The 18,871-nt window shown below is 69.2% G+C and carries 15 protein-coding genes; all 15 read right to left on the minus strand.

The window, feature by feature from the left end; all coding sequences use genetic code 11:
- Positions 1–8: 8 nt before the first annotated feature.
- Positions 9–2,045 (minus strand): DNA helicase RecQ, encoded by a 2,037-nt coding sequence (gene recQ / locus ACFVYK_RS06705; RefSeq protein ID WP_389769644.1) that lies wholly within the window; start codon positions 2,043–2,045, stop codon positions 9–11.
- Between the two features lie 311 nt (positions 2,046–2,356).
- Complete coding sequence (gene nuoN, locus ACFVYK_RS06710; RefSeq protein WP_389769420.1) at positions 2,357–4,015, minus strand: NADH-quinone oxidoreductase subunit NuoN; 1,659 nt, start codon at positions 4,013–4,015, stop codon at positions 2,357–2,359.
- Complete coding sequence (locus tag ACFVYK_RS06715) at positions 4,012–5,607, minus strand: NADH-quinone oxidoreductase subunit M (RefSeq protein WP_389769423.1); 1,596 nt, start codon at positions 5,605–5,607, stop codon at positions 4,012–4,014. The genes nuoN and ACFVYK_RS06715 overlap by 4 nt, the downstream gene beginning before the upstream one ends.
- 5 nt (positions 5,608–5,612) lie before the next feature.
- A complete protein-coding gene (gene nuoL, locus ACFVYK_RS06720) occupies positions 5,613–7,577 on the minus strand; it encodes an NADH-quinone oxidoreductase subunit L (RefSeq protein WP_389769425.1) in 1,965 nt (654 codons plus the stop codon).
- Positions 7,578–7,592: 15 nt separating this feature from the next.
- A complete protein-coding gene (gene nuoK / locus ACFVYK_RS06725; protein ID WP_020130147.1) occupies positions 7,593–7,892 on the minus strand; it encodes an NADH-quinone oxidoreductase subunit NuoK in 300 nt (99 codons plus the stop codon).
- The gene (locus ACFVYK_RS06730) at positions 7,889–8,731 is read right to left on the minus strand and encodes an NADH-quinone oxidoreductase subunit J (protein ID WP_389769428.1); all 843 of its coding nucleotides are present in this window, start codon (positions 8,729–8,731) and stop codon (positions 7,889–7,891) included. Before ACFVYK_RS06730 ends, nuoK begins: the two co-directional genes overlap by 4 nt.
- Positions 8,728–9,378, minus strand: coding sequence for an NADH-quinone oxidoreductase subunit NuoI (gene nuoI / locus ACFVYK_RS06735; RefSeq protein ID WP_389769431.1), 651 nt, complete (start codon positions 9,376–9,378; stop codon positions 8,728–8,730). The genes ACFVYK_RS06730 and nuoI overlap by 4 nt, the downstream gene beginning before the upstream one ends.
- Entirely contained in the window at positions 9,371–10,735 is a 1,365-nt protein-coding gene (gene nuoH, locus ACFVYK_RS06740) for an NADH-quinone oxidoreductase subunit NuoH (RefSeq protein WP_389769433.1), read from the minus strand. The genes nuoI and nuoH overlap by 8 nt, the downstream gene beginning before the upstream one ends.
- Positions 10,732–13,236 (minus strand): NADH-quinone oxidoreductase subunit G, encoded by a 2,505-nt coding sequence (locus ACFVYK_RS06745; protein ID WP_389769435.1) that lies wholly within the window; start codon positions 13,234–13,236, stop codon positions 10,732–10,734. Before ACFVYK_RS06745 ends, nuoH begins: the two co-directional genes overlap by 4 nt.
- Positions 13,233–14,585, minus strand: coding sequence for an NADH-quinone oxidoreductase subunit NuoF (gene nuoF / locus ACFVYK_RS06750; protein WP_389769438.1), 1,353 nt, complete (start codon positions 14,583–14,585; stop codon positions 13,233–13,235). Before nuoF ends, ACFVYK_RS06745 begins: the two co-directional genes overlap by 4 nt.
- Positions 14,582–15,469, minus strand: coding sequence for an NADH-quinone oxidoreductase subunit NuoE (nuoE, locus tag ACFVYK_RS06755; protein WP_389769440.1), 888 nt, complete (start codon positions 15,467–15,469; stop codon positions 14,582–14,584). The genes nuoF and nuoE overlap by 4 nt, the downstream gene beginning before the upstream one ends.
- On the minus strand, positions 15,466–16,842 hold the full coding sequence (locus ACFVYK_RS06760) for an NADH-quinone oxidoreductase subunit D (protein WP_389769443.1): 1,377 nt from the start codon (positions 16,840–16,842) through the stop codon (positions 15,466–15,468). The genes nuoE and ACFVYK_RS06760 overlap by 4 nt, the downstream gene beginning before the upstream one ends.
- Positions 16,839–17,603, minus strand: coding sequence for an NADH-quinone oxidoreductase subunit C (locus ACFVYK_RS06765; protein ID WP_389769446.1), 765 nt, complete (start codon positions 17,601–17,603; stop codon positions 16,839–16,841). The genes ACFVYK_RS06760 and ACFVYK_RS06765 overlap by 4 nt, the downstream gene beginning before the upstream one ends.
- The gene (locus ACFVYK_RS06770; protein ID WP_389769449.1) at positions 17,600–18,154 is read right to left on the minus strand and encodes a NuoB/complex I 20 kDa subunit family protein; all 555 of its coding nucleotides are present in this window, start codon (positions 18,152–18,154) and stop codon (positions 17,600–17,602) included. Before ACFVYK_RS06770 ends, ACFVYK_RS06765 begins: the two co-directional genes overlap by 4 nt.
- A 15-nt stretch (positions 18,155–18,169) precedes the next feature.
- Entirely contained in the window at positions 18,170–18,529 is a 360-nt protein-coding gene (locus ACFVYK_RS06775) for an NADH-quinone oxidoreductase subunit A (protein ID WP_007383963.1), read from the minus strand.
- Positions 18,530–18,871 lie beyond the last annotated feature (342 nt).

The raw sequence follows: 18,871 nt of genomic DNA on the forward strand, positions 1-18,871 counted from the left end.
CGGGGCCGCTATATCCAGTCCTCGGGTTCCGGCTCCTCGTCCATCTCGGGCCAGTGGTCCGGATCGCTCGCATCCGGTTGGGCACGGGTGCGGGCGGGCGCGGCGGCGGCTGGGGCGGGGGGCGCGGCGGCTGGGGCCGGTCTTGCGCCCAGTGAGGTCAGGACCGCCAGAACACCCTCGCCGTACGTCACCCGCTTCTTCTCGCCGACGCCGCTGATACCGCCGAGCTGCTCCACCGACGTCGGCCACGCCGTGGCGATCTCCCGCAGCGTGGCGTCGTGGAAGATGACGTACGCCGGAACGCCCTGTTCCCGAGCCTGTTCGGCGCGCCAGGCGCGCAGCGCCTCGAAGGCGGGCAGCAGTTCCTCGGGCAACTCGACCACGGCGGCGGCCTTGCCCTTGCCGCGGCCGGACGAGGAGGAGCCCGACGCCTTCGACGTCAACGGCTTCTTCGGCTCCTTGCGCAGCGGGACGTCTCGCTCCCGGCGCAGCACGGCCCCGCTGGCCTCCGTCAGCACCAGGGTGCCGTAGTCCCCCTCGACCGCGAGCAGGCCCTGGGCCAGCAACTGCCTTACCACTCCGCGCCATTCGCCCTCGGTGAGATCCTCACCGATGCCGAACACGGACAGCTGGTCATGGTCGAACTGGATGACCTTGGCCGTGCGCTTGCCCATCAGGATGTCGACGATCTGCACGGCGCCGAACTTCTGCCCGCGCTCCCGCTGCAGCCGCACGATCGTCGACAGCACCTTCTGGGCCGCGACGGTGCCGTCCCAGGTCTCCGGCGGGGCCAGACAGGTGTCACAGTTGCCGCAGCCCGCCGCGTCCGGTTCCTGGCCGAAGTAGGCGAGGAGCTGTCCGCGGCGGCACTGGACGGTCTCGCACAGCGCCAGCATCGATTCCAGGTGCGCGCCGGCCCGCCGGCGGAAGGCTTCGTCGCCCTCACCGGTCTGGATCAGCTTGCGCTGCTGAATGACGTCGTTGAGGCCGTAGGCCATCCACGCGGTGGAGGGCAGTCCGTCGCGTCCGCCACGCCCCGTCTCCTGGTAGTAGCCCTCGATCGACTTGGGCAGGTCGAGGTGGGCGACGAACCGCACGTCCGGCTTGTCGATGCCCATGCCGAAGGCGATCGTCGCGCACACCACCAGGCCCTCCTCCCTGAGGAACCGGGACTGGTGCGCCGCACGCGTGCCCGCATCCAGGCCGGCGTGGTAGGGCACCGCCTCGACGCCGTTGCGGGAGAGGAACTCGGCCGTCTTCTCCACGGAGTTGCGCGAGAGGCAGTACACGATGCCCGCGTCGCCCGCGTGCTCCTCACGCAGAAAGCTCAGGAGCTGCTTCTTGGGGTCGGCCTTCGGAACGATCCGGTACTGGATGTTGGGCCGGTCGAAGCTCGCCACGAAGTGCCGGGCCGCCGGCATGTTCAGCCGCTGGGTGATCTCCTGGTGCGTGGCGTGGGTGGCCGTCGCGGTGAGCGCGATCCGCGGGACGTCCGGCCAGCGCTCGCCGAGCAGCGACAGGGACAGGTAGTCGGGGCGGAAGTCGTGACCCCACTGGGACACACAGTGCGCCTCGTCGATCGCGAAGACCGCGATCTTGCCCCGGGACAGAAGGTCGAGGGTGGACTGCAGACGCAGTCGCTCCGGCGCCAGATACAGCAGGTCCAGCTCACCGGCGAGGAACTCGGCTTCCACCACACGCCGCTCGTCGAAGTCCTGCGTGGAGTTCATGAACCCGGCGTTCACGCCGAGCGCCCGCAGCGCGTCCACCTGGTCCTGCATCAGCGCGATCAGCGGGGAGACGACGATGCCCGTACCGGGTCTGACCAGCGCCGGGATCTGATAGCACAGCGACTTGCCGCCGCCGGTGGGCATGAGGACCACCGCATCCCCACCGGCCACCACGTGCTCGATGACCGCTTCCTGCTCGCCGCGGAAGGCGTCGTATCCGAAGACCCGGTGCAGCGTGGCCAGCGCCTCGCTCTCGGTCCGCTCCGGTGTCCCGGTGATACCTGTCATCTCGCTGATCCCGCCCGTCCCGCCCATCGACTGGTCCCCCGTACGTCGTCTCTCGACCACTGCCTCCACGATAGGGGTCCGGACTGACAGCGCCCGAGTTATCCACAGGCTCTTTCCGGTGACGCTGCGTGGCCGCTCCCTGAAACCGGCCGCCCCGCCCGGGCCGGCTCAGCGGGGCGCGAACCGGTGGGAACGCGGTGGCTCGGAGGCGAAACACGCCCATGGGCCCCGGGGGCGGACAAGCGACGGGCCTTGTGGCGGATACGCCGGTGGGCCCGGTTCCCTCGCGGGAAACCGGGCCCACCGGACAGACCACCGCAGGTCAGCGGCACCGCGGCTCAGCGCACGAAGACTCCCGCCTGGTTCGCCAGGTCCAGGAAGTACTGCGGCGCCACGCCGAGCACCAGCGTCACCGCCACCCCCACGCCGATCGCCGCCATCGTCAGCGGCGAGGGAACGGCGACGGTCGGGCCGTCGGGCCGCGGCTCGCTGAAGAACATCAGCACGATCACCCGGATGTAGAAGAAGGCGGCGATCGCCGAAGAGATCACGCCGACCACGACCAGCGGAGCCGCGCCGCCCTCCGCCGCCGCCTTGAACACGGCGAACTTACCGGCGAACCCGCTGGTCAGCGGGATGCCGGCGAAGGCCAGCAGGAACACCGCGAACACGGCCGCCACCAGCGGCGACCTGCGCCCGAGCCCCGCCCACTTGGACAGGTGCGTCGCCTCTCCGCCGGCGTCGCGCACGAGGGTGACCACGGCGAAGGCGCCGATCGTCACGAACGAGTACGCGGCCAGGTAGAAGAGGACGGACGAGACGCCGTCCGGCGTGGTCGCGATGACGCCCGCGAGGATGAACCCGGCGTGCGCGATGGACGAGTACGCCAGCAGCCGCTTGATGTCGGTCTGCGTGATCGCGACGATCGCGCCGCCCAGCATGGTGACGATCGCGACGCCCCACATGACCGGCCGCCAGTCCCAGCGCAGGCCGGGCAGGACGACGTACAGGATCCGCAGCAGCGCGCCGAAGGCGGCCACCTTGGTCGCCGCGGCCATGAACCCGGTCACCGGGGTCGGCGCGCCCTGGTAGACGTCGGGCGTCCACATGTGGAACGGCACCGCGCCCACCTTGAACAGCAGGCCCATGACGATCATCGCCGTGCCGATGAGGAGCAGCGCGTCGTTGCCCATGGTGTCGGCGAGCGCCGGGTTCACGTTCTGGACGGTGCCGTCGACGACCTGCGCGATCGTGCCGTACGACACCGATCCCGCGTACCCGTACAGCAGGGCGATGCCGAAGAGGGTGAACGCCGAGGCGAACGCGCCGAGGAGGAAGTACTTGACCGCGGCCTCCTGCGACATGAGCCGCTTGCGGCGGGCCAGCGCGCACAGGAGGTACAGGGGCAGAGAGAAGACCTCCAGGGCGATGAAGAGGGTCAGCAGGTCGTTGGCCGACGGGAAGACCAGCATGCCGGCGACCGCGAAGAGCAGCAGCGGGAAGACCTCGGTCGTGGTGAAACCGGCTTTGACGGCGGCCTGTTCGCTTTCGCTGCCGGGCACGGAGGCCGCCTGGGCGGCGAAGGAGTCGACCCTGTTGCCGTGTGCCTCGGGGTCCAGGCGCCGTTCGGCGAAGGTGAACAGGCCGACCAGGGCGGCCAGCAGAATGGTGCCCTGGAGGAAGAGAGCCGGCCCGTCCACCGCGATCGCGCCCATGGCCGCGATACGTGCCTTCGTGGTGCCGTACCCGCCCTCCGCCAGCGCGACCACCGCGGCGAACGCCGCGACCAGGGCGACGACGGACACGAACAGCTGTGCGTAGTAGCGGTGCTTGCGCGGCACGAACGCCTCGACCAGCACCCCGATGATCGCCGCGCCCACCACGATCAGGGTGGGTGACAACTGCCCGTATTCGATCTTCGGGGAGTCGATCTTCGAGATCGGTCCGGTCGCGGCTGCCGCCGTTGTCCACAGGCTGTGGACGGCTGATGCGCTCACTTGGCCGCCTCCACCTCGGGCTTGGGGTCCTTCTTGTGTACGTCGGACAGCGTCTGCTTGACCGCCGGGTTCACGATGTCGGTGACGGGCTTCGGATAGACGCCCAGGAAGATCAGCAGCACGATCAGCGGGGTGACGACCACGAGCTCCCGCGCGCGCAGGTCCGGCATCGCGGCGAGCTGGGGTTTCACCGGGCCGGTCATCGTCCGCTGGTAGAGCACCAGCGTGTAGAGCGCGGCGAGCACGATGCCGAAGGTGGCGACGATGCCGATCGCCGGATAGCGCTCGAACGTGCCCACCAGGACGAGGAACTCACTCACGAAGGGCGCCAGCCCCGGCAGCGACAGCGTCGCCAGACCGCCGATCAGGAACGTGCCGGCGAGCACCGGAGCCACCTTCTGCACACCGCCGTAGTCGGCGATGAGACGCGAGCCGCGCCGCGAGATCAGGAATCCTGCGACCAGCATCAGGGCGGCCGTCGAGATGCCATGGTTGACCATGTACAGCGTCGCGCCGGACTGGCCCTGGCTGGTCATCGCGAAGATGCCCAGGATGATGAACCCGAAGTGCGAGATCGACGCGTACGCCACCAGGCGCTTGATGTCCCGCTGTCCCACGGCGAGCAGCGCCCCGTAGACGACGCTGATCACCGCGAGGACGAGGATGACGGGCGTCGCCCACTTGCTCGCCTCCGGGAACAGCTGGAGGCAGAAGCGGAGCATCGCGAAGGTGCCCACCTTGTCGACGACGGCCGTGATGAGGACGGCGACCGGGGCGGTGGCCTCCCCCATGGCGTTGGGCAGCCAGGTGTGCAGCGGCCACAGCGGCGCCTTCACCGCGAAGGCGAAGAAGAAGCCGAGGAACAGCCAGCGTTCGGTGCTCGTCGCCATGTGGAGGGTGCCGTCGGCCCGGGCCTGGGCGATCTCCGCGAGCGAGAAGTTCCCCGCGACCACGTACAGGCCGATCACCGCGGCCAGCATGATCAGGCCGCCGACCAGGTTGTACAGGAGGAACTTCACGGCCGCGTACGACCGTTGCGTGGACGCCGCCTCCTCGCCGTGCTCGTGGGCACGGTCCCCGAAGCCGCCGATGAGGAAGTACATCGGGATGAGCATGGCTTCGAAGAAGATGTAGAAGAGGAAGACGTCGGTGGCCTCGAAGGAGAGGATCACCATCGCCTCGACGGCCAGGATCAGGGCGAAGAAGCCCTGCGTCGGCCGCCAGCGCCCCGCAGCGAAGCTGCTGAGAGATGCGTCGCCCGTCTCCAGCGGGTCGGCGTCGTGCCAGCCCGCGAGGATGACGAACGGGATCAGCAGCGCGGTCAGCGCGACGAGCGCGACCCCGATGCCGTCCACGCCCAGCTCGTACCTGACCCCGAAGTCCGCGATCCAGGAGTGGGACTCGGTGAGCTGGTAGCGGCCGCCGTCCGGGTCGAAGCGGACCAGGACGACGATCGCCAGGGCCAGCGTCGCGAGGGAGAACAGCAGGGCCAGCGCTTTGGCCGCGTTGCGCCGGGCGGCCGGGACGGCGGCCGTGGCGACCGCCCCGATCGCCGGGAGCGCCGCCGTCGCTGTCAGCAGAGGAAAGGACATCGGTATCAGACCGCCCTCATCAGCAGGGTCGCGGCGACGAGGACCGCCGCACCGCCGAACATCGAGACCGCGTACGAGCGCACGAAGCCGTTCTGCAGTCGGCGCAGCCGCCCGGAGAGGCCGCCGACCGAGGCCGCCGTGCCGTTGACGACGCCGTCGACCAGGGTGTGGTCGACGTAGACCAGGGAGCGCGTCAGGTGTTCCCCGCCGCGCACCAGGACGACGTGGTTGAAGTCGTCCTGCAGCAGATCCCGCCGGGCGGCCCGGGTGAGCAGCGACCCGCGCGGGGCGACGACGGGGACGGGGCGGCGGCCGTACTGGGCGTAGGCGACGGCCACGCCGACGACGAGCACCACCATGGTGGCCAGGGTGACCGTCAGGGCGCTGACCGGTGAGTCGCCGTGCGAGTGCCCGGTGACGGGCTCCAGCCAGTGCAGGAAGCGGTCGCCGATGCTGAAGAACCCGCCGGCGAAGACCGACCCGAACGCCAGCACGATCATGGGGATCGTCATGACCTTGGGCGACTCGTGCGGGTGCGGCTCCGCGTGCTCGCCCTGGTGCTCGGCCGCGGGCTCCGCGCTGGGCGCCTCGGGGGACCGGGTGGGCTGATGCCTCCAGCGCTCCTCGCCGAAGAACGTCATCAGCATCACGCGCGTCATGTAGTACGCGGTGATGGCCGCGCCGAGCAGGGCGCAGCCGCCGAGGATCCAGCCCTCGGTCCCGCCCTTGGCGAAAGCCGCCTCGATGATCTTGTCCTTGGAGAAGAAGCCGGACAGTCCCGGGAAGCCGATGATGGCGAGGTAGCCGAGGCCGAAGGTGACGAAGGTGATCGGCATGTACTTCCTGAGGCCGCCGTACTTCCTCATGTCGACCTCGTCGTTCATGCCGTGCATGACCGAACCGGCGCCGAGGAACAGCCCGGCCTTGAAGAAGCCGTGCGTCACCAGGTGCATGATCGCGAAGACGTAGCCGATGGGACCGAGACCCGCGGCCAGCACCATGTAGCCGATCTGCGACATGGTCGAGCCGGCCAGGGCCTTCTTGATGTCGTCCTTCGCGCAACCGACGATGGCGCCGAACAGCAGCGTGACCGCGCCGACGACGGTGACGACCAGTTGCGCGTCGGGAGCGCCGTTGAAGATCGCGGCGGACCGGACGATCAGGTAGACGCCGGCGGTGACCATGGTCGCCGCGTGGATGAGGGCGGAGACCGGGGTCGGGCCTTCCATGGCGTCCCCGAGCCAGGACTGCAGCGGCACCTGGGCGGACTTGCCGCAGGCGGCGAGCAGCAGCATCAGCGCGATCGCCGTGAGCTTGCCCTCCGTCGCGTCCCCGGCGATGCCAGGGTGCCCCTCCGCCCCGAGCAGCGGGCCGAAGGCGAACGTCCCGAACGTGGTGAACATCAGCATGATGGCGATGGACAGGCCCATGTCGCCGACGCGGTTGACCAGGAAGGCCTTCTTCGCGGCGGTGGCGGCGCTGGGCTTGTGCTGCCAGAAGCCGATGAGCAGGTAGGACGCGAGGCCCACGCCCTCCCAGCCGACGTACAGCAGGAGGTAGTTGTCGGCGAGGACGAGCAGCAGCATCGCCGCGAGGAACAGGTTCAGGTAGCCGAAGAAGCGGCGGCGCCGCTCGTCGTGCTCCATGTACCCGACCGAGTACAGGTGGATCAGCGAGCCGACGCCCGTGATCAGCAGCACGAACGTCATCGACAACTGGTCGAGGCGGAAGCCGACGTCCGCCTGGAAGCCTTCGACCGGGATCCAGCTGAACAGGTGCTGCGTCAGCGTCCGGTCCTCGGCTCCCTTGCCCAGCAGGTCGGCGAACAGGACGAGACCGAGCACGAAGGACACGGTCGACAGGAGCGTGCCGATCCAGTGGCCGACGGCGTCGAGCCGACGGCCGCCGACCAGAAGGACGGCCGCTCCGAGCAGGGGCGCCGCGATCAGCAGCGCGATCAGGTTCTCCACGTTTCTTCCGACCCCTTACAGCTTCATCAGGCTGGCGTCGTCGACCGAGGCCGAGTGGCGGGAACGGAACAGCGACACGATGATCGCGAGTCCGACCACGACCTCCGCGGCGGCGACGACCATCGTGAAGAAGGCGATGATCTGGCCGTCGAGATTGCCGTGCATCCGGGAGAAGGTGACGAACGCGAGGTTGCAGGCGTTGAGCATGAGCTCGATGCACATGAAGACGACGATCGCGTTGCGCCTGATCAGCACGCCCGTCGCACCGATCGTGAACAACAGTGCCGCGAGGTAGAGGTAGTTGACGGGGTTCACTTCGACGCCTCCTCGGTCCGCTTCAGATGGGGCGGCTCGATCGCGGCCCGCTCCAGGCGTTCCTCTGCGCGCTGCTCCAGGGCCTTGAGGTCGTTGAGCGCCTCGGCGGACACGTCCCGGATCTGACCGCGCTCGCGCAGCGTCCTGCTGACCGTGAGCTCCGAGGGCGTGCCGTCGGGCAGCAGGCCCTGGACGTCCACGGCGTTGTGGCGCGCGTACACGCCCGGCGCCGGCAGCGGCGGCACGTGCGTGCCTTCGCGCACCCGCCGCTCGGCCAGCTCGCGCTGGGTCGGGGCGCGCTCGGTGCGCTCGCGGTGGGTGAGCACCATGGCGCCGACGGCGGCCGTGATGAGCAGGGCGCCGGTGATCTCGAAGGCGAACACGTACTTGGTGAAGATGAGGGCGGCGAGGCCCGCCACATTGCCGTTCGCGTTCGCCTCGCCGAGGCCGTCGAACTCCGTCAGGGAGGCGTGGCCGATGCCGGCGATCAGCAGGACGCCGAAGCCCAGGCCGCTGAGGAGGGCCAGCCAGCGCTGCCCCTTGATGGTCTCCTTCAGGGAGTCCGCCGCGGTGACGCCGACCAGCATCACCACGAACAGGAACAGCATCATGATCGCGCCGGTGTAGACCACGATCTGCACGATGCCCAGGAAGTACGCGCCGTTGGCGAGGTAGAACACCGCCAGGACGATCATGGTGCCGGCCAGACACAGCGCGCTGTGCACGGCCTTCCTCATGAAGACGGTGCACAGCGCGCCGATCACCGCGACCGTGCCGAGCACCCAGAACTGGAACGCCTCACCGGTGGAGGTGGAGTAGGCGGCGAGCTGCGCGCTCATCGGCGGATCACCTCCTCGGAGGCGGGCTCGTCCGGCCCGAACGTGGAGGCGGCGTCCTGCGGCGCCTCGCCCTCGGAGACGGCCACCTGGCGCTCCGTGCCGGGTGCGGCCTCCGTCACCAGGCCCCGGTAGTAGTCCTGTTCGTCCGTGCCGGGGTAGATGGCGTGCGGGGAGTCCACCATGCCGTCGTCGAGGCCGGCGAGCAGCTGCTCCTTGGTGTAGATCAGGTTGGCGCGGCTGGAGTCGGCGAGCTCGAACTCGTTCGTCATCGTCAACGCGCGTGTGGGGCACGCCTCGATGCACAGGCCGCACAGGATGCACCGGGCGTAGTTGATCTGATAGACGCGCCCGTACCGCTCACCCGGCGAGTAACGCTCCTCGTCGGTGTTGTCGGCGCCCTCCACGTAGATGGCGTCCGCGGGGCAGGCCCAGGCGCACAGCTCGCAGCCGACGCACTTCTCCAGCCCGTCCGGATGGCGGTTGAGCTGGTGCCGCCCGTGGAACCGGGGAGCCGTGGTCTTCTCCTGCTCCGGGTACTGCTCGGTCAGCCGCTTCTTGAACATGGCCTTGAAGGTCACGCCGAAGCCGGCCACCGGGTTCTGGAAGCCGGGCGTCGTCTGCCCGGCCTCCTTGGGCTCCTCAGCCATCGGACGCCTCCTTTCCATCCAGAGTTCCGTCACTCACAGTGTCCACTCCGCCACTGACAATCAGCTCCCGCTCCCGGCGCGGACTGCGCCTGGGCACCGGCGGAAGCTCCTGCCCCGGCATCGGCGGAACGGGGAAGCCGCCCGCCATGGGGTCGAAGCCGGCGGGGGCCTCGGCCGGCGCCTGCGCGCCCTTCCCTCCGCTGCGGAACGCGTCCACGACGAAGGAGAGCAACAGCAGGACCAGGACCCCGCCGCCGACGTAGAGGAAGATGTCGGCGAAGTCGTAGTTCTCGTTGCGCAGCGTGCGCACCGTGGCGACGAGCATCAGCCAGGTCACCGAGACGGGGATCAGGACCTTCCAGCCGAGCTTCATCAGCTGGTCGTAGCGGACGCGGGGAAGCGTGCCGCGCAGCCAGATGAAGAAGAACAGCAGCAGCTGCACCTTGACGACGAACCAGAGCATCGGCCACCAGCCGTGGTTCGCGCCCTCCCAGAAGGCGCTGATCGGCCAGGGCGCCCGCCAACCGCCGAGGAACAGCGTGGTCGAGACGGCGGAGACCGTCACCATGTTCACGTACTCGGCGAGCATGAACATCGCGAACTTGATCGACGAGTACTCGGTGTTGAAGCCGCCGACCAGGTCGCCCTCCGACTCCGGCATGTCGAAGGGGGCGCGGTTGGTCTCGCCGACCATCGTGACGATGTACAGGATGAAGGAGACCGGCAGCAGGAGGATGTACCAGCGGTCGTGCTGCTGCTCCACGATCGTCGACGTCGACATCGACCCCGAGTAGAGGAACACCGACGCGAAGGCGGCGCCCATGGCGATCTCGTAGGAGATCATCTGCGCGCACGACCGCAGGCCGCCCAGCAGCGGGTACGTGGAGCCGGAGCTCCACCCCGCCAGGACGATGCCGTAGATGCCGACCGAGGCGACCGCGAGGATGTAGAGCATCGCGATCGGCAGGTCGGTGAGCTGCATCGTGGTGCGCTGGCCGAAGATCGAGACCTCGTTGTCGGCGGGCCCGAAGGGGATCACCGCGATCGCCATGAACGCCGGGATCGCCGCGACGATCGGCGCGAGGACGTACACCACCTTGTCCGCGCGTTTGACGATGAGGTCTTCCTTCAGCATCAGCTTGATGCCGTCGGCGAGCGACTGCAGCATGCCCCAGGGGCCGTGCCGGTTGGGGCCGATGCGCAACTGCATCCAGGCGACGACCTTGCGCTCCCACACGATGGAGAACAGCACGGTCACCATCAGGAAGGCGAAGCAGAACACCGCCTTGACGACGACCAGCCACCAGGGGTCGCGGCCGAACATCGAGAGGTCTTCAGCGGCGAAGTACGGGCTCATGCCTCCACCTCCTCGGGAGCGTCGGCGGTGAGCGTCGCCGGGCCGATGCGAACGAGAGAGCCGGGCGTGACCCCGGCGTCGGATGCGACGCCCCGGCCGGTGGAGTTCAGCGGCAGCCACACCACGCGGTCGGGCATCTCGGTGATCTGCAGCGGCAGTTCGACCGCTCCGGCGGGACCGGTGACGGCGAGCAGGTCGCCGTCCTTGACACCGGCCTCGGCGGCCGTGGCGGCCGACACCCGCGCGCGTGCCGCGTGCCGGGTCCCGGCGAGCGCCTCGTCGCCCTGCTGGAGGACGCCCTGGTCGAGCAGCAGACGGTGCCCGGCGAGCACCGCCTCCCCGGCAGCGGGTCGCGGCAGCCGCGCGGCCGTCTCCCGGGGGGCCCCGGCCCGCGGGCCGTCCCAGGCGCCGAGCCGGTCGAGCTCCGCGCGCGCGGTGCGCAGGTCCGGCAGTCCGAGATGGACGTCCATGGCGTCCGCGAGCATCTGCAGCACGCGCGCGTCGGCCGGCGCCCCCCGGCGGGTCATCTGGTCGGGCTTCAGCGCCGCCTCGAAGAAGCGCACCCTGCCCTCCCAGTTGAGGAACGCGCCGGCCTTCTCGGCGACCGCGGCAACCGGCAGGACGACGTCGGCGTGCTCGGTGACCTCGCCGGGCCGCAGCTCCAGCGACACCACGAAGCCGGCCTCGGCCAGCGCCGCACGCGCGCGTGCCGGGTCGGGCAGGTCCGCGACCTCGACCCCCGCGACGAGCAGCGCCTGAAGCTCGCCGGACGCCGCCGCCTCGACGATCTGTCCGGTGTCGCGGCCGTAGCGGTGCGGGAGTTCGGCCAGGCCCCAGGCCGCGGCGACCTCGTCCCGCGCACGGGGGTCGGTGGCCGGACGGCCGCCCGGCAGCAGCGACGGCAGCGCGCCCGCCTCGACGGCGCCCCGCTCACCCGCCCGGCGCGGAATCCACACCAACCGGGCGCCGGTGGCCGAGGCGGCCCGCACCGCGGCGGTCAGCCCGCCGGCCACCCCGGCCAGCCTCTCGCCGACGACGATCACCGCGCCGTCGGCCCGCAGCGCCTCGGCGGCCGTGCCGCCGGCGTCCTGCAGGCCCACACCGCTCGCGAGCGCGTCCAGCCACTCCGTCTCGGTGCCCGGAGCCGCCGGCAGCAGCGTGCCGCCGGCCTTCTCCAGCCCCCGGGTGACATGGGTGCCCAGCGAGAACACCCGCTGCCCGTGCTTGCGCCAGGCCTTGCGCAGCCGCAGGAAGACGCCGGGCGCCTCCTCCTCCGACTCGAATCCGGCCAGCAGGACCGCGGGCGCCTTCTCCAGGAGCGTGTACGTGACGCCCCCGCCGTCGAGGTCACGGCCTCGGCCGGCGACGTGCGCGGCCAGGAAGTCGGCCTCCTCGCTGCTGTGCGCCCGCGCGCGGAAGTCGATGTCGTTGGTGTCGAGCGCCACGCGCGCGAACTTGCTGTACGCGTAGGCGTCCTCGATGGTGAGACGGCCGCCGGTCAGGACGCCGGTCCTGCCGCGCGAGGCCAGCAGTCCCTGGGCCGCGATCTGCAACGCCTCCGGCCACGAAGCCGGAACGAGGTCTCCCTCGGCGTTGCGCACCAGGGGCGTCTCGAGCCGGTCCCGCTGCTGCGCGTACCGGAACGCGAAGCGCCCCTTGTCGCAGATCCACTCCTCGTTGACCTCGGGGTCGTCGGCGGCCAGGCGCCGCATGACCTTGCCGCGCCGGTGGTCGGTGCGGGTGGCGCAGCCGCCGGAGCAGTGCTCGCAGACCGACGGGGAGGAGACCAGGTCGAAGGGCCGCGACCGGAACCGGTAGGCCGCCGAGGTCAGCGCGCCGACCGGGCAGATCTGGATGGTGTTGCCGGAGAAGTACGACGCGAAGGGGTCGCCCTCGCCGGTGCCGACCTGCTGGAGCGCGCCCCGTTCGATCAGCTCGATCATCGGGTCGCCCGCGACCTGGTTGGAGAACCGGGTGCAGCGGGCGCACAGCACGCACCGCTCGCGGTCGAGCAGCACCTGCGTGGAGATCGCCACGGGCTTCTCGTAGGTGCGCTTGCGGCCCTCGAACCGGGACTCGGCCTGGCCGTGCGACATGGCCTGGTTCTGCAGGGGGCACTCACCGCCCTTGTCGCAGACCGGACAGTCCAGCGGGTGGTTGATGAGGAGCAGTTCCATCACGCCGTGCTGGGCCTTCTCCGCCACGGGCGAGGTGAGGTGGGTCTTCACCACCATGCCGTCCGTGCAGGTGATGGTGCAGGACGCCATGGGCTTGCGCTGGCCCTCCACCTCGACGATGCACTGCCGGCACGCGCCGGCCGGGTCGAGGAGGGGATGGTCGCAAAAGCGCGGGATCTCGATGCCGAGCTGCTCGGCGGCCCGGATGACCAGGGTGCCCTTGGGCACGCTGATCTCGGCGCCGTCGATGCTCAGCGTGACGAGATCCTCCGGCGGGACCGCCGCCTCGCCGCCCCCGGAGGGAGCGCTGGTGGTCACCGTCATGCGTTCACCTCCGTGTGCTGGTCGGCCCAGGCCGTCGACCTGGCCGGGTCGAAGGGGCAGCCTCGGCCCGTGATGTGCTCCTCGTACTCCTCGCGGAAGTACTTCAGGGAGGAGAAGATCGGCGAGGCGGCGCCGTCGCCGAGGGCGCAGAAGGACTTGCCGTTGATGTTGTCGGCGATGTCGTTGAGCTTGTCGAGGTCGGAGAGGACTCCCTTGCCGGCCTCGATGTCCCGCAGCAGCTGCACGAGCCAGTAGGTGCCTTCGCGGCAGGGGGTGCACTTGCCGCAGGACTCGTGGGCGTAGAACTCGGTCCAGCGGGTCACGGCCCGCACGACGCACGTCGTCTCGTCGAAGCACTGCAGGGCTTTCGTGCCGAGCATGGAACCCGCGGCGCCCACTCCTTCGTAGTCAAGAGGGACGTCGAGGTGCTCGTCGGTGAACATCGGCGTCGAGGAACCGCCGGGAGTCCAGAACTTGAGCCGGTGCCCGGGTCGCATGCCGCCGCTCATCTCCAGCAGCTGGCGCAGGGTGATGCCGAGCGGGGCCTCGTACTGGCCGGGGCTGGCGACATGGCCGCTCAGGGAGTAGAGCGTGAAGCCCGGGGACTTCTCGCTTCCCATCGACCTGAACCATTCCTTGCCTTTTTGCAGAATGGCGGGAACTGACGCGATCGACTCGACGTTATTCACCACAGTCGGGCACGCATAGAGGCCCGCGACCGCAGGAAAGGGGGGACGGAGCCGCGGTTGACCACGGCGGCCTTCGAGCGAGTCGAGCAGCGCGGTCTCCTCACCGCAGATGTACGCGCCGGCGCCGGCGTGCACGGTGAGTTCGAGGTCGAGTCCGCTGCCCAGGATGTTCTCGCCGAGGTAGCCCGCCGCGTAGGCCTCGCGCACGGCCTCGTGCAACCGCCGCAGAACAGGGACGACCTCACCCCTCAGATAGATGAAGGCATGAGACGACCTGATGGCATAACACGCGATGACGATGCCCTCGATGAGGCTGTGCGGGTTCGCGAAGAGGAGCGGGATGTCCTTGCAGGTCCCAGGCTCCGATTCGTCGGCGTTGACAACTAGATAGTGCGGCTTTCCATCCCCCTGGGGAATGAACTGCCATTTCATTCCCGTGGGGAATCCCGCGCCGCCCCGCCCGCGCAGACCGGAGTCCTTGACGTACGCGATCAGGTCGTCCGGCGACATGGCGAGCGCCTTGCGAAGGCCCTCGTATCCTTCGTGCCTTCGGTAGACGTCGAGGCTCCAGGACCTGTCCTCGTCCCAGAAGGCCGACAGCACGGGTGCGAGCAGCTTCTCGGGGCTGCTGCCTTTCAGCTCGGGTGCCAAGGTCATCACTCCCCCTCCTCGGCGGTAGGCCCTGCCGGGTGGGCCGGGTCGGAGGCCGACGTGTCCTGCGGCGCGTCATGCGAACTCAGGTGCTCGGTGGGCGACGGCTCGTGCGGTGTGGCGTCGCTCGGCGTCCGGACCTGGGGTTCGTCGTGCGGCCCGCCGTCGCGCGGATGGACCACGCGCGCGGGTGCGGTCTCTCCCCTTGCCAGGCGAAGACCCACCAGCGACGCCGGTCCGGCGCCGCCGCTCGCTTCGACGGCCCCCTCCCGCTCGTCGGGGAAGCCCGCCAGGATCCGGGCGGTCTCCTTGAAGGTGCACAGCGGCGCACCTCGCGTGGGTGAGACGGTGCGTCCGACCCGCAGGTCGTCGACCAGGCGCTTGGCGCTCTGCACGGTCTGGTTGTCGAAGAACTCCCAGTTGACCATCACGACCGGCGCGAAGTCGCAGGCCGCGTTGCACTCGATGTGCTCCAGAGTGATCTTTCCGTCGTCGGTGGTCTCACCGTTGCCGACACCCAGGTACTCCTGGAGCCCCTCGAAGATCGCGTCGCCGCCCATGACCGCGCACAGCGTGTTGGTGCAGACGCCCACCTGGTAGTCGCCGCTGGGACGGCGGCGGTACATCGTGTAGAAGGTGGCGACGGCCGTGACCTCGGCCGTGGTCAGGTCCAGCACGTCCGCGCAGAACCGCATCCCCGTGCGCGTGACGTGCCCCTCCTCCGACTGCACGAGGTGCAGCAACGGCAGGAGCGCGGACCGGGAGTCGGGGTAGCGGGCGATGATCTCGCGCGCGTCCGCCTCCAGCCGGGCTCGGACGTCGTCCGGGTAGGCGGGCGCGGGCAGTTCGGGCATGCCCAGGCTGACGCCCCGCTCGGAAGAAGAGGTGGTCACCGGTCGACGCCTCCCATCACGGGGTCGATGGACGCGACGGCGACGATGACGTCGGCGACCTGGCCGCCCTCGCACATCGCCGCCATGGCCTGCAGGTTGGTGAACGACGGGTCCCGGAAATGGACCCGGTAGGGGCGGGTGCCTCCGTCGGAGACGGCGTGCACCCCGAGTTCGCCCTTGGGCGACTCGACCGCCGCGTACGCCTGTCCCGGCGGTACGCGGAATCCCTCGGTGACCAGCTTGAAGTGGTGGATCAAGGCCTCCATGGAGGTGCCCATGATCTTCTTGATGTGGTCGAGGGAGTTGCCGAGACCGTCGGGGCCCAGGGCGAGCTGGGCGGGCCAGGCGATCTTCCGGTCGGCGACCATGACCGGGCCGGGCTGCAGCCGGTCCAGGCACTGCTCCACGATCCGCAGGGACTGCCGCATCTCCTCTAGGCGGATGAGGAAGCGGCCGTAGGAGTCGCACGAGTCGGCGGTCGGTACGTCGAAGTCGTACGTCTCGTAGTCGCAGTAGGGCTGCGCCTTGCGCAGGTCGTGGGGCAGGCCGGTGGAGCGCAGGATCGGGCCGGTGGCGCCGAGGGCCATGCAGCCGGCCAGGTCGAGGTAGCCGACGTCCTGCATACGGGCCTTGAAGATGGGGTTCCCGGTGGCGAGCTTGTCGTACTCGGGGAGGTTCTTCTTCATCTTCTTCACGAACTCGCGGATCTGGTCCACCGCGCCGGGCGGCAGGTCCTGGGCGAGTCCGCCGGGGCGGATGTACGCGTGGTTCATCCGCAGGCCCGTGATGAGCTCGTAGATGTCGAGAATCATTTCACGATCACGGAATCCGTAGATCATGATCGTGGTGGCGCCGAGTTCCATGCCGCCGGTGGCGATGCACACCAGGTGGGAGGACATCCGGTTCAGCTCCATCAGGAGCACCCGGATGATCTTGGCTCGTTCGGTGATCTGGTCCTCGACGCCCAGCAGCTTCTCGACGGCGAGACAGTAGGCGGTCTCGTTGAAGAAGGACGTCAGGTAATCCATGCGCGTGACGAACGTGGTGCCCTGCGTCCACGTGCGGTATTCGAGGTTCTTCTCGATGCCGGTGTGCAGGTAGCCGATGCCGCAGCGGGCCTCGGTGACCGTCTCGCCCTCGATCTCCAGGATGAGGCGGAGCACTCCATGGGTGGAGGGGTGCTGGGGGCCCATGTTGACGACGATGCGCTCGTCGTCGGCGCGGGCCGCGGACTGCACGACCTCGTCCCAGTCGCCACCGGTGACCGTGTATACCGTGCCCTCGGTGGTCTCACGGGCGGAAGCCATCGAGGAGGTGGTCCCGGAGGGACTCGATGAGGGGTGGTGGCCGGGCGACGGGTTGGGAGTGCTCATGAGTACGACCTCCGCTGGTCCGGAGCCGGGATCTGGGCGCCCTTGTACTCGACGGGGATGCCGCCGAGGGGGTAGTCCTTGCGCTGCGGATGGCCCGGCCAGTCGTCGGGCATCATGATCCGCGTCAGGGCCGGGTGACCGTCGAAGACGATGCCGAAGAAGTCGTAGGTCTCGCGCTCGTGCCAGTCGTTCGTGGGGTACACGGGGACCAGGGACGGGATGCGCGGGTCGGCGTCCGGGGCGCTGACCTCCAGGCGGATCAGCCGGTTGTGGGTGATCGAGCGCAGGTGGTAGACGGCGTGCAGCTCGCGCCCCTTGTCGTTCGGGTAGTGGACGCCGCCGACGCCGGTGCACAGTTCGAAGCGCAGCGCCGGGTCGTCGCGCAGGGTGCGGGCGACCCGCAGCAGGTGCTCGCGCTCGATGTGGAAGGTGAGCTCACCGCGGTCGACGACCGTCTTCTCGATCGCGTTCTCGGGCAGCAGCCCCTGTTCCTCCAGAGCGCCCTCCAGTTCGTCGGCGACCTCGTCGAACCAGCCGCCGTAGGGGCGGCTCGCCGCTCCCGGGAGCCGGATCGAGCGGACCAGGCCTCCGTAGCCGGAGGTGTCGCCGCCGTTGTCGGCGCCGAACATGCCGCGCTGGACGCGGACCTCCTCCCCGCCCTGGCCGCGCTGGCCGGGAAGGTTGGAGGCGGAGAGGTCCTTCTCGGGGTTCACCCCGTTCGTGGAACCGTTCGCGCTCTGGGCGCCGTTCGCGTCGCTCACCGCAGCAGCCCCTTCATCTCGATCAGGGGCAGGGCCTTGAGCGCCGCTTCCTCCGCCTCGCGGTCCGCCTCCTCGGCGTTCACGCCCAGCTTGGTGTTCTGGATCTTCTGGTGGAGCTTGAGGATGGCGTCCATCAGCATCTCGGGGCGCGGCGGGCAGCCCGGGAGATAGATGTCCACGGGGACGATGTGATCGACGCCCTGGACGATCGCGTAGTTGTTGAACATGCCGCCGGAGGAGGCGCACACGCCCATGGAGATGACCCACTTGGGGTTGGGCATCTGGTCGTAGACCTGCCGCAGCACCGGCGCCATCTTCTGGCTCACCCGGCCGGCGACGATCATCAGGTCCGCCTGGCGGGGCGAACCGCGGAAGACCTCCATGCCGAAGCGCGCCAGGTCGTAACGGCCGGCGCCGGTGGTCATCATCTCGATGGCACAGCAGGCGAGGCCGAAGGTGGCGGGGAAGACCGACGCCTTGCGCACCCAGCCCGCGGCCTGCTCGACGGTGGTCAGCAGGAAGCCGCTCGGCAGCTTTTCTTCGAGTCCCATGACGTTAAAGGCCCCTCAGTCCCATTCCAGGCCGCCGCGCCGCCATACGTACGCGTACGCGACGAAGACGGTGAGCACGAAGAGCAGCATCTCCACGAGCCCGAAAACACCCAGGGCGTCGAAGGTGACGGCCCAGGGGTAGAGGAAGACGATCTCGATGTCGAAGACGATGAAGAGCATCGCCGTCAGGTAGTACTTGATGGGGAAGCGCCCGCCGCCGGCCGGCGTGGGGGTCGGCTCGATTCCGCACTCATAGGCCTCGAGCTTGGCGCGGTTGTAGCGCTTCGGCCCGATCAGCGTGGCCATGACCACGGAGAAGATCGCAAAGCCTGCTCCGAGGGCTCCCAGTACGAGGATGGGCGCATAAGCGTTCACCGCTCCTCGCTCCTCTCAGTCGGCACTGACTGCTGGCGATGGCGTCGGACTCGGGGCCGCCCCACCCGCCGTCGATTCCGTCCGTCCTGACGAAGATCGCGAACATGTGAAGCAGGTCACAAGCCCAACTGCCTCGCATCCTATGCCCGCCGCTCTGTGATCTGCGACACGGGGTATTACACAAGCTTTGTGATCTCCACCACCTGACGAACGATCATGAAGTCGTATCTGTGGTGATCTTCATACGCGAAGCGTCGGAGTGATCACAAGAAGTGACATTTTCGCTTGTCACCGCAGGCTGCGAGGGCCGTCTCAATATCAAGAGGCTTCCCTTGCATGCAA

Source organism: Streptomyces sp. NPDC058291 (assembly GCF_042880855.1).
In the GTDB taxonomy this organism is placed as follows: Bacteria; Actinomycetota; Actinomycetes; order Streptomycetales; family Streptomycetaceae; genus Streptomyces.

Bases quoted from the DNA above. Each gene is read 5' to 3' on its own strand.
- recQ (WP_389769644.1), bottom strand. From the start codon at position 2,045: ATGGGCGGGACGGGCGGGATCAGCGAGATGACAGGTATCACCGGGACA.
- ACFVYK_RS06715 (WP_389769423.1), bottom strand. From the start codon at position 5,607: ATGTCCTTTCCTCTGCTGACAGCGACGGCGGCGCTCCCGGCGATCGGG.
- ACFVYK_RS06730 (WP_389769428.1), bottom strand. From the start codon at position 8,731: ATGAGCGCGCAGCTCGCCGCCTACTCCACCTCCACCGGTGAGGCGTTC.
- nuoI (WP_389769431.1), bottom strand. From the start codon at position 9,378: ATGGCTGAGGAGCCCAAGGAGGCCGGGCAGACGACGCCCGGCTTCCAG.
- nuoH (WP_389769433.1), bottom strand. From the start codon at position 10,735: ATGAGCCCGTACTTCGCCGCTGAAGACCTCTCGATGTTCGGCCGCGAC.
- ACFVYK_RS06745 (WP_389769435.1), bottom strand. From the start codon at position 13,236: ATGACGGTGACCACCAGCGCTCCCTCCGGGGGCGGCGAGGCGGCGGTC.
- ACFVYK_RS06760 (WP_389769443.1), bottom strand. From the start codon at position 16,842: ATGAGCACTCCCAACCCGTCGCCCGGCCACCACCCCTCATCGAGTCCC.
- ACFVYK_RS06770 (WP_389769449.1), bottom strand. From the start codon at position 18,154: ATGGGACTCGAAGAAAAGCTGCCGAGCGGCTTCCTGCTGACCACCGTC.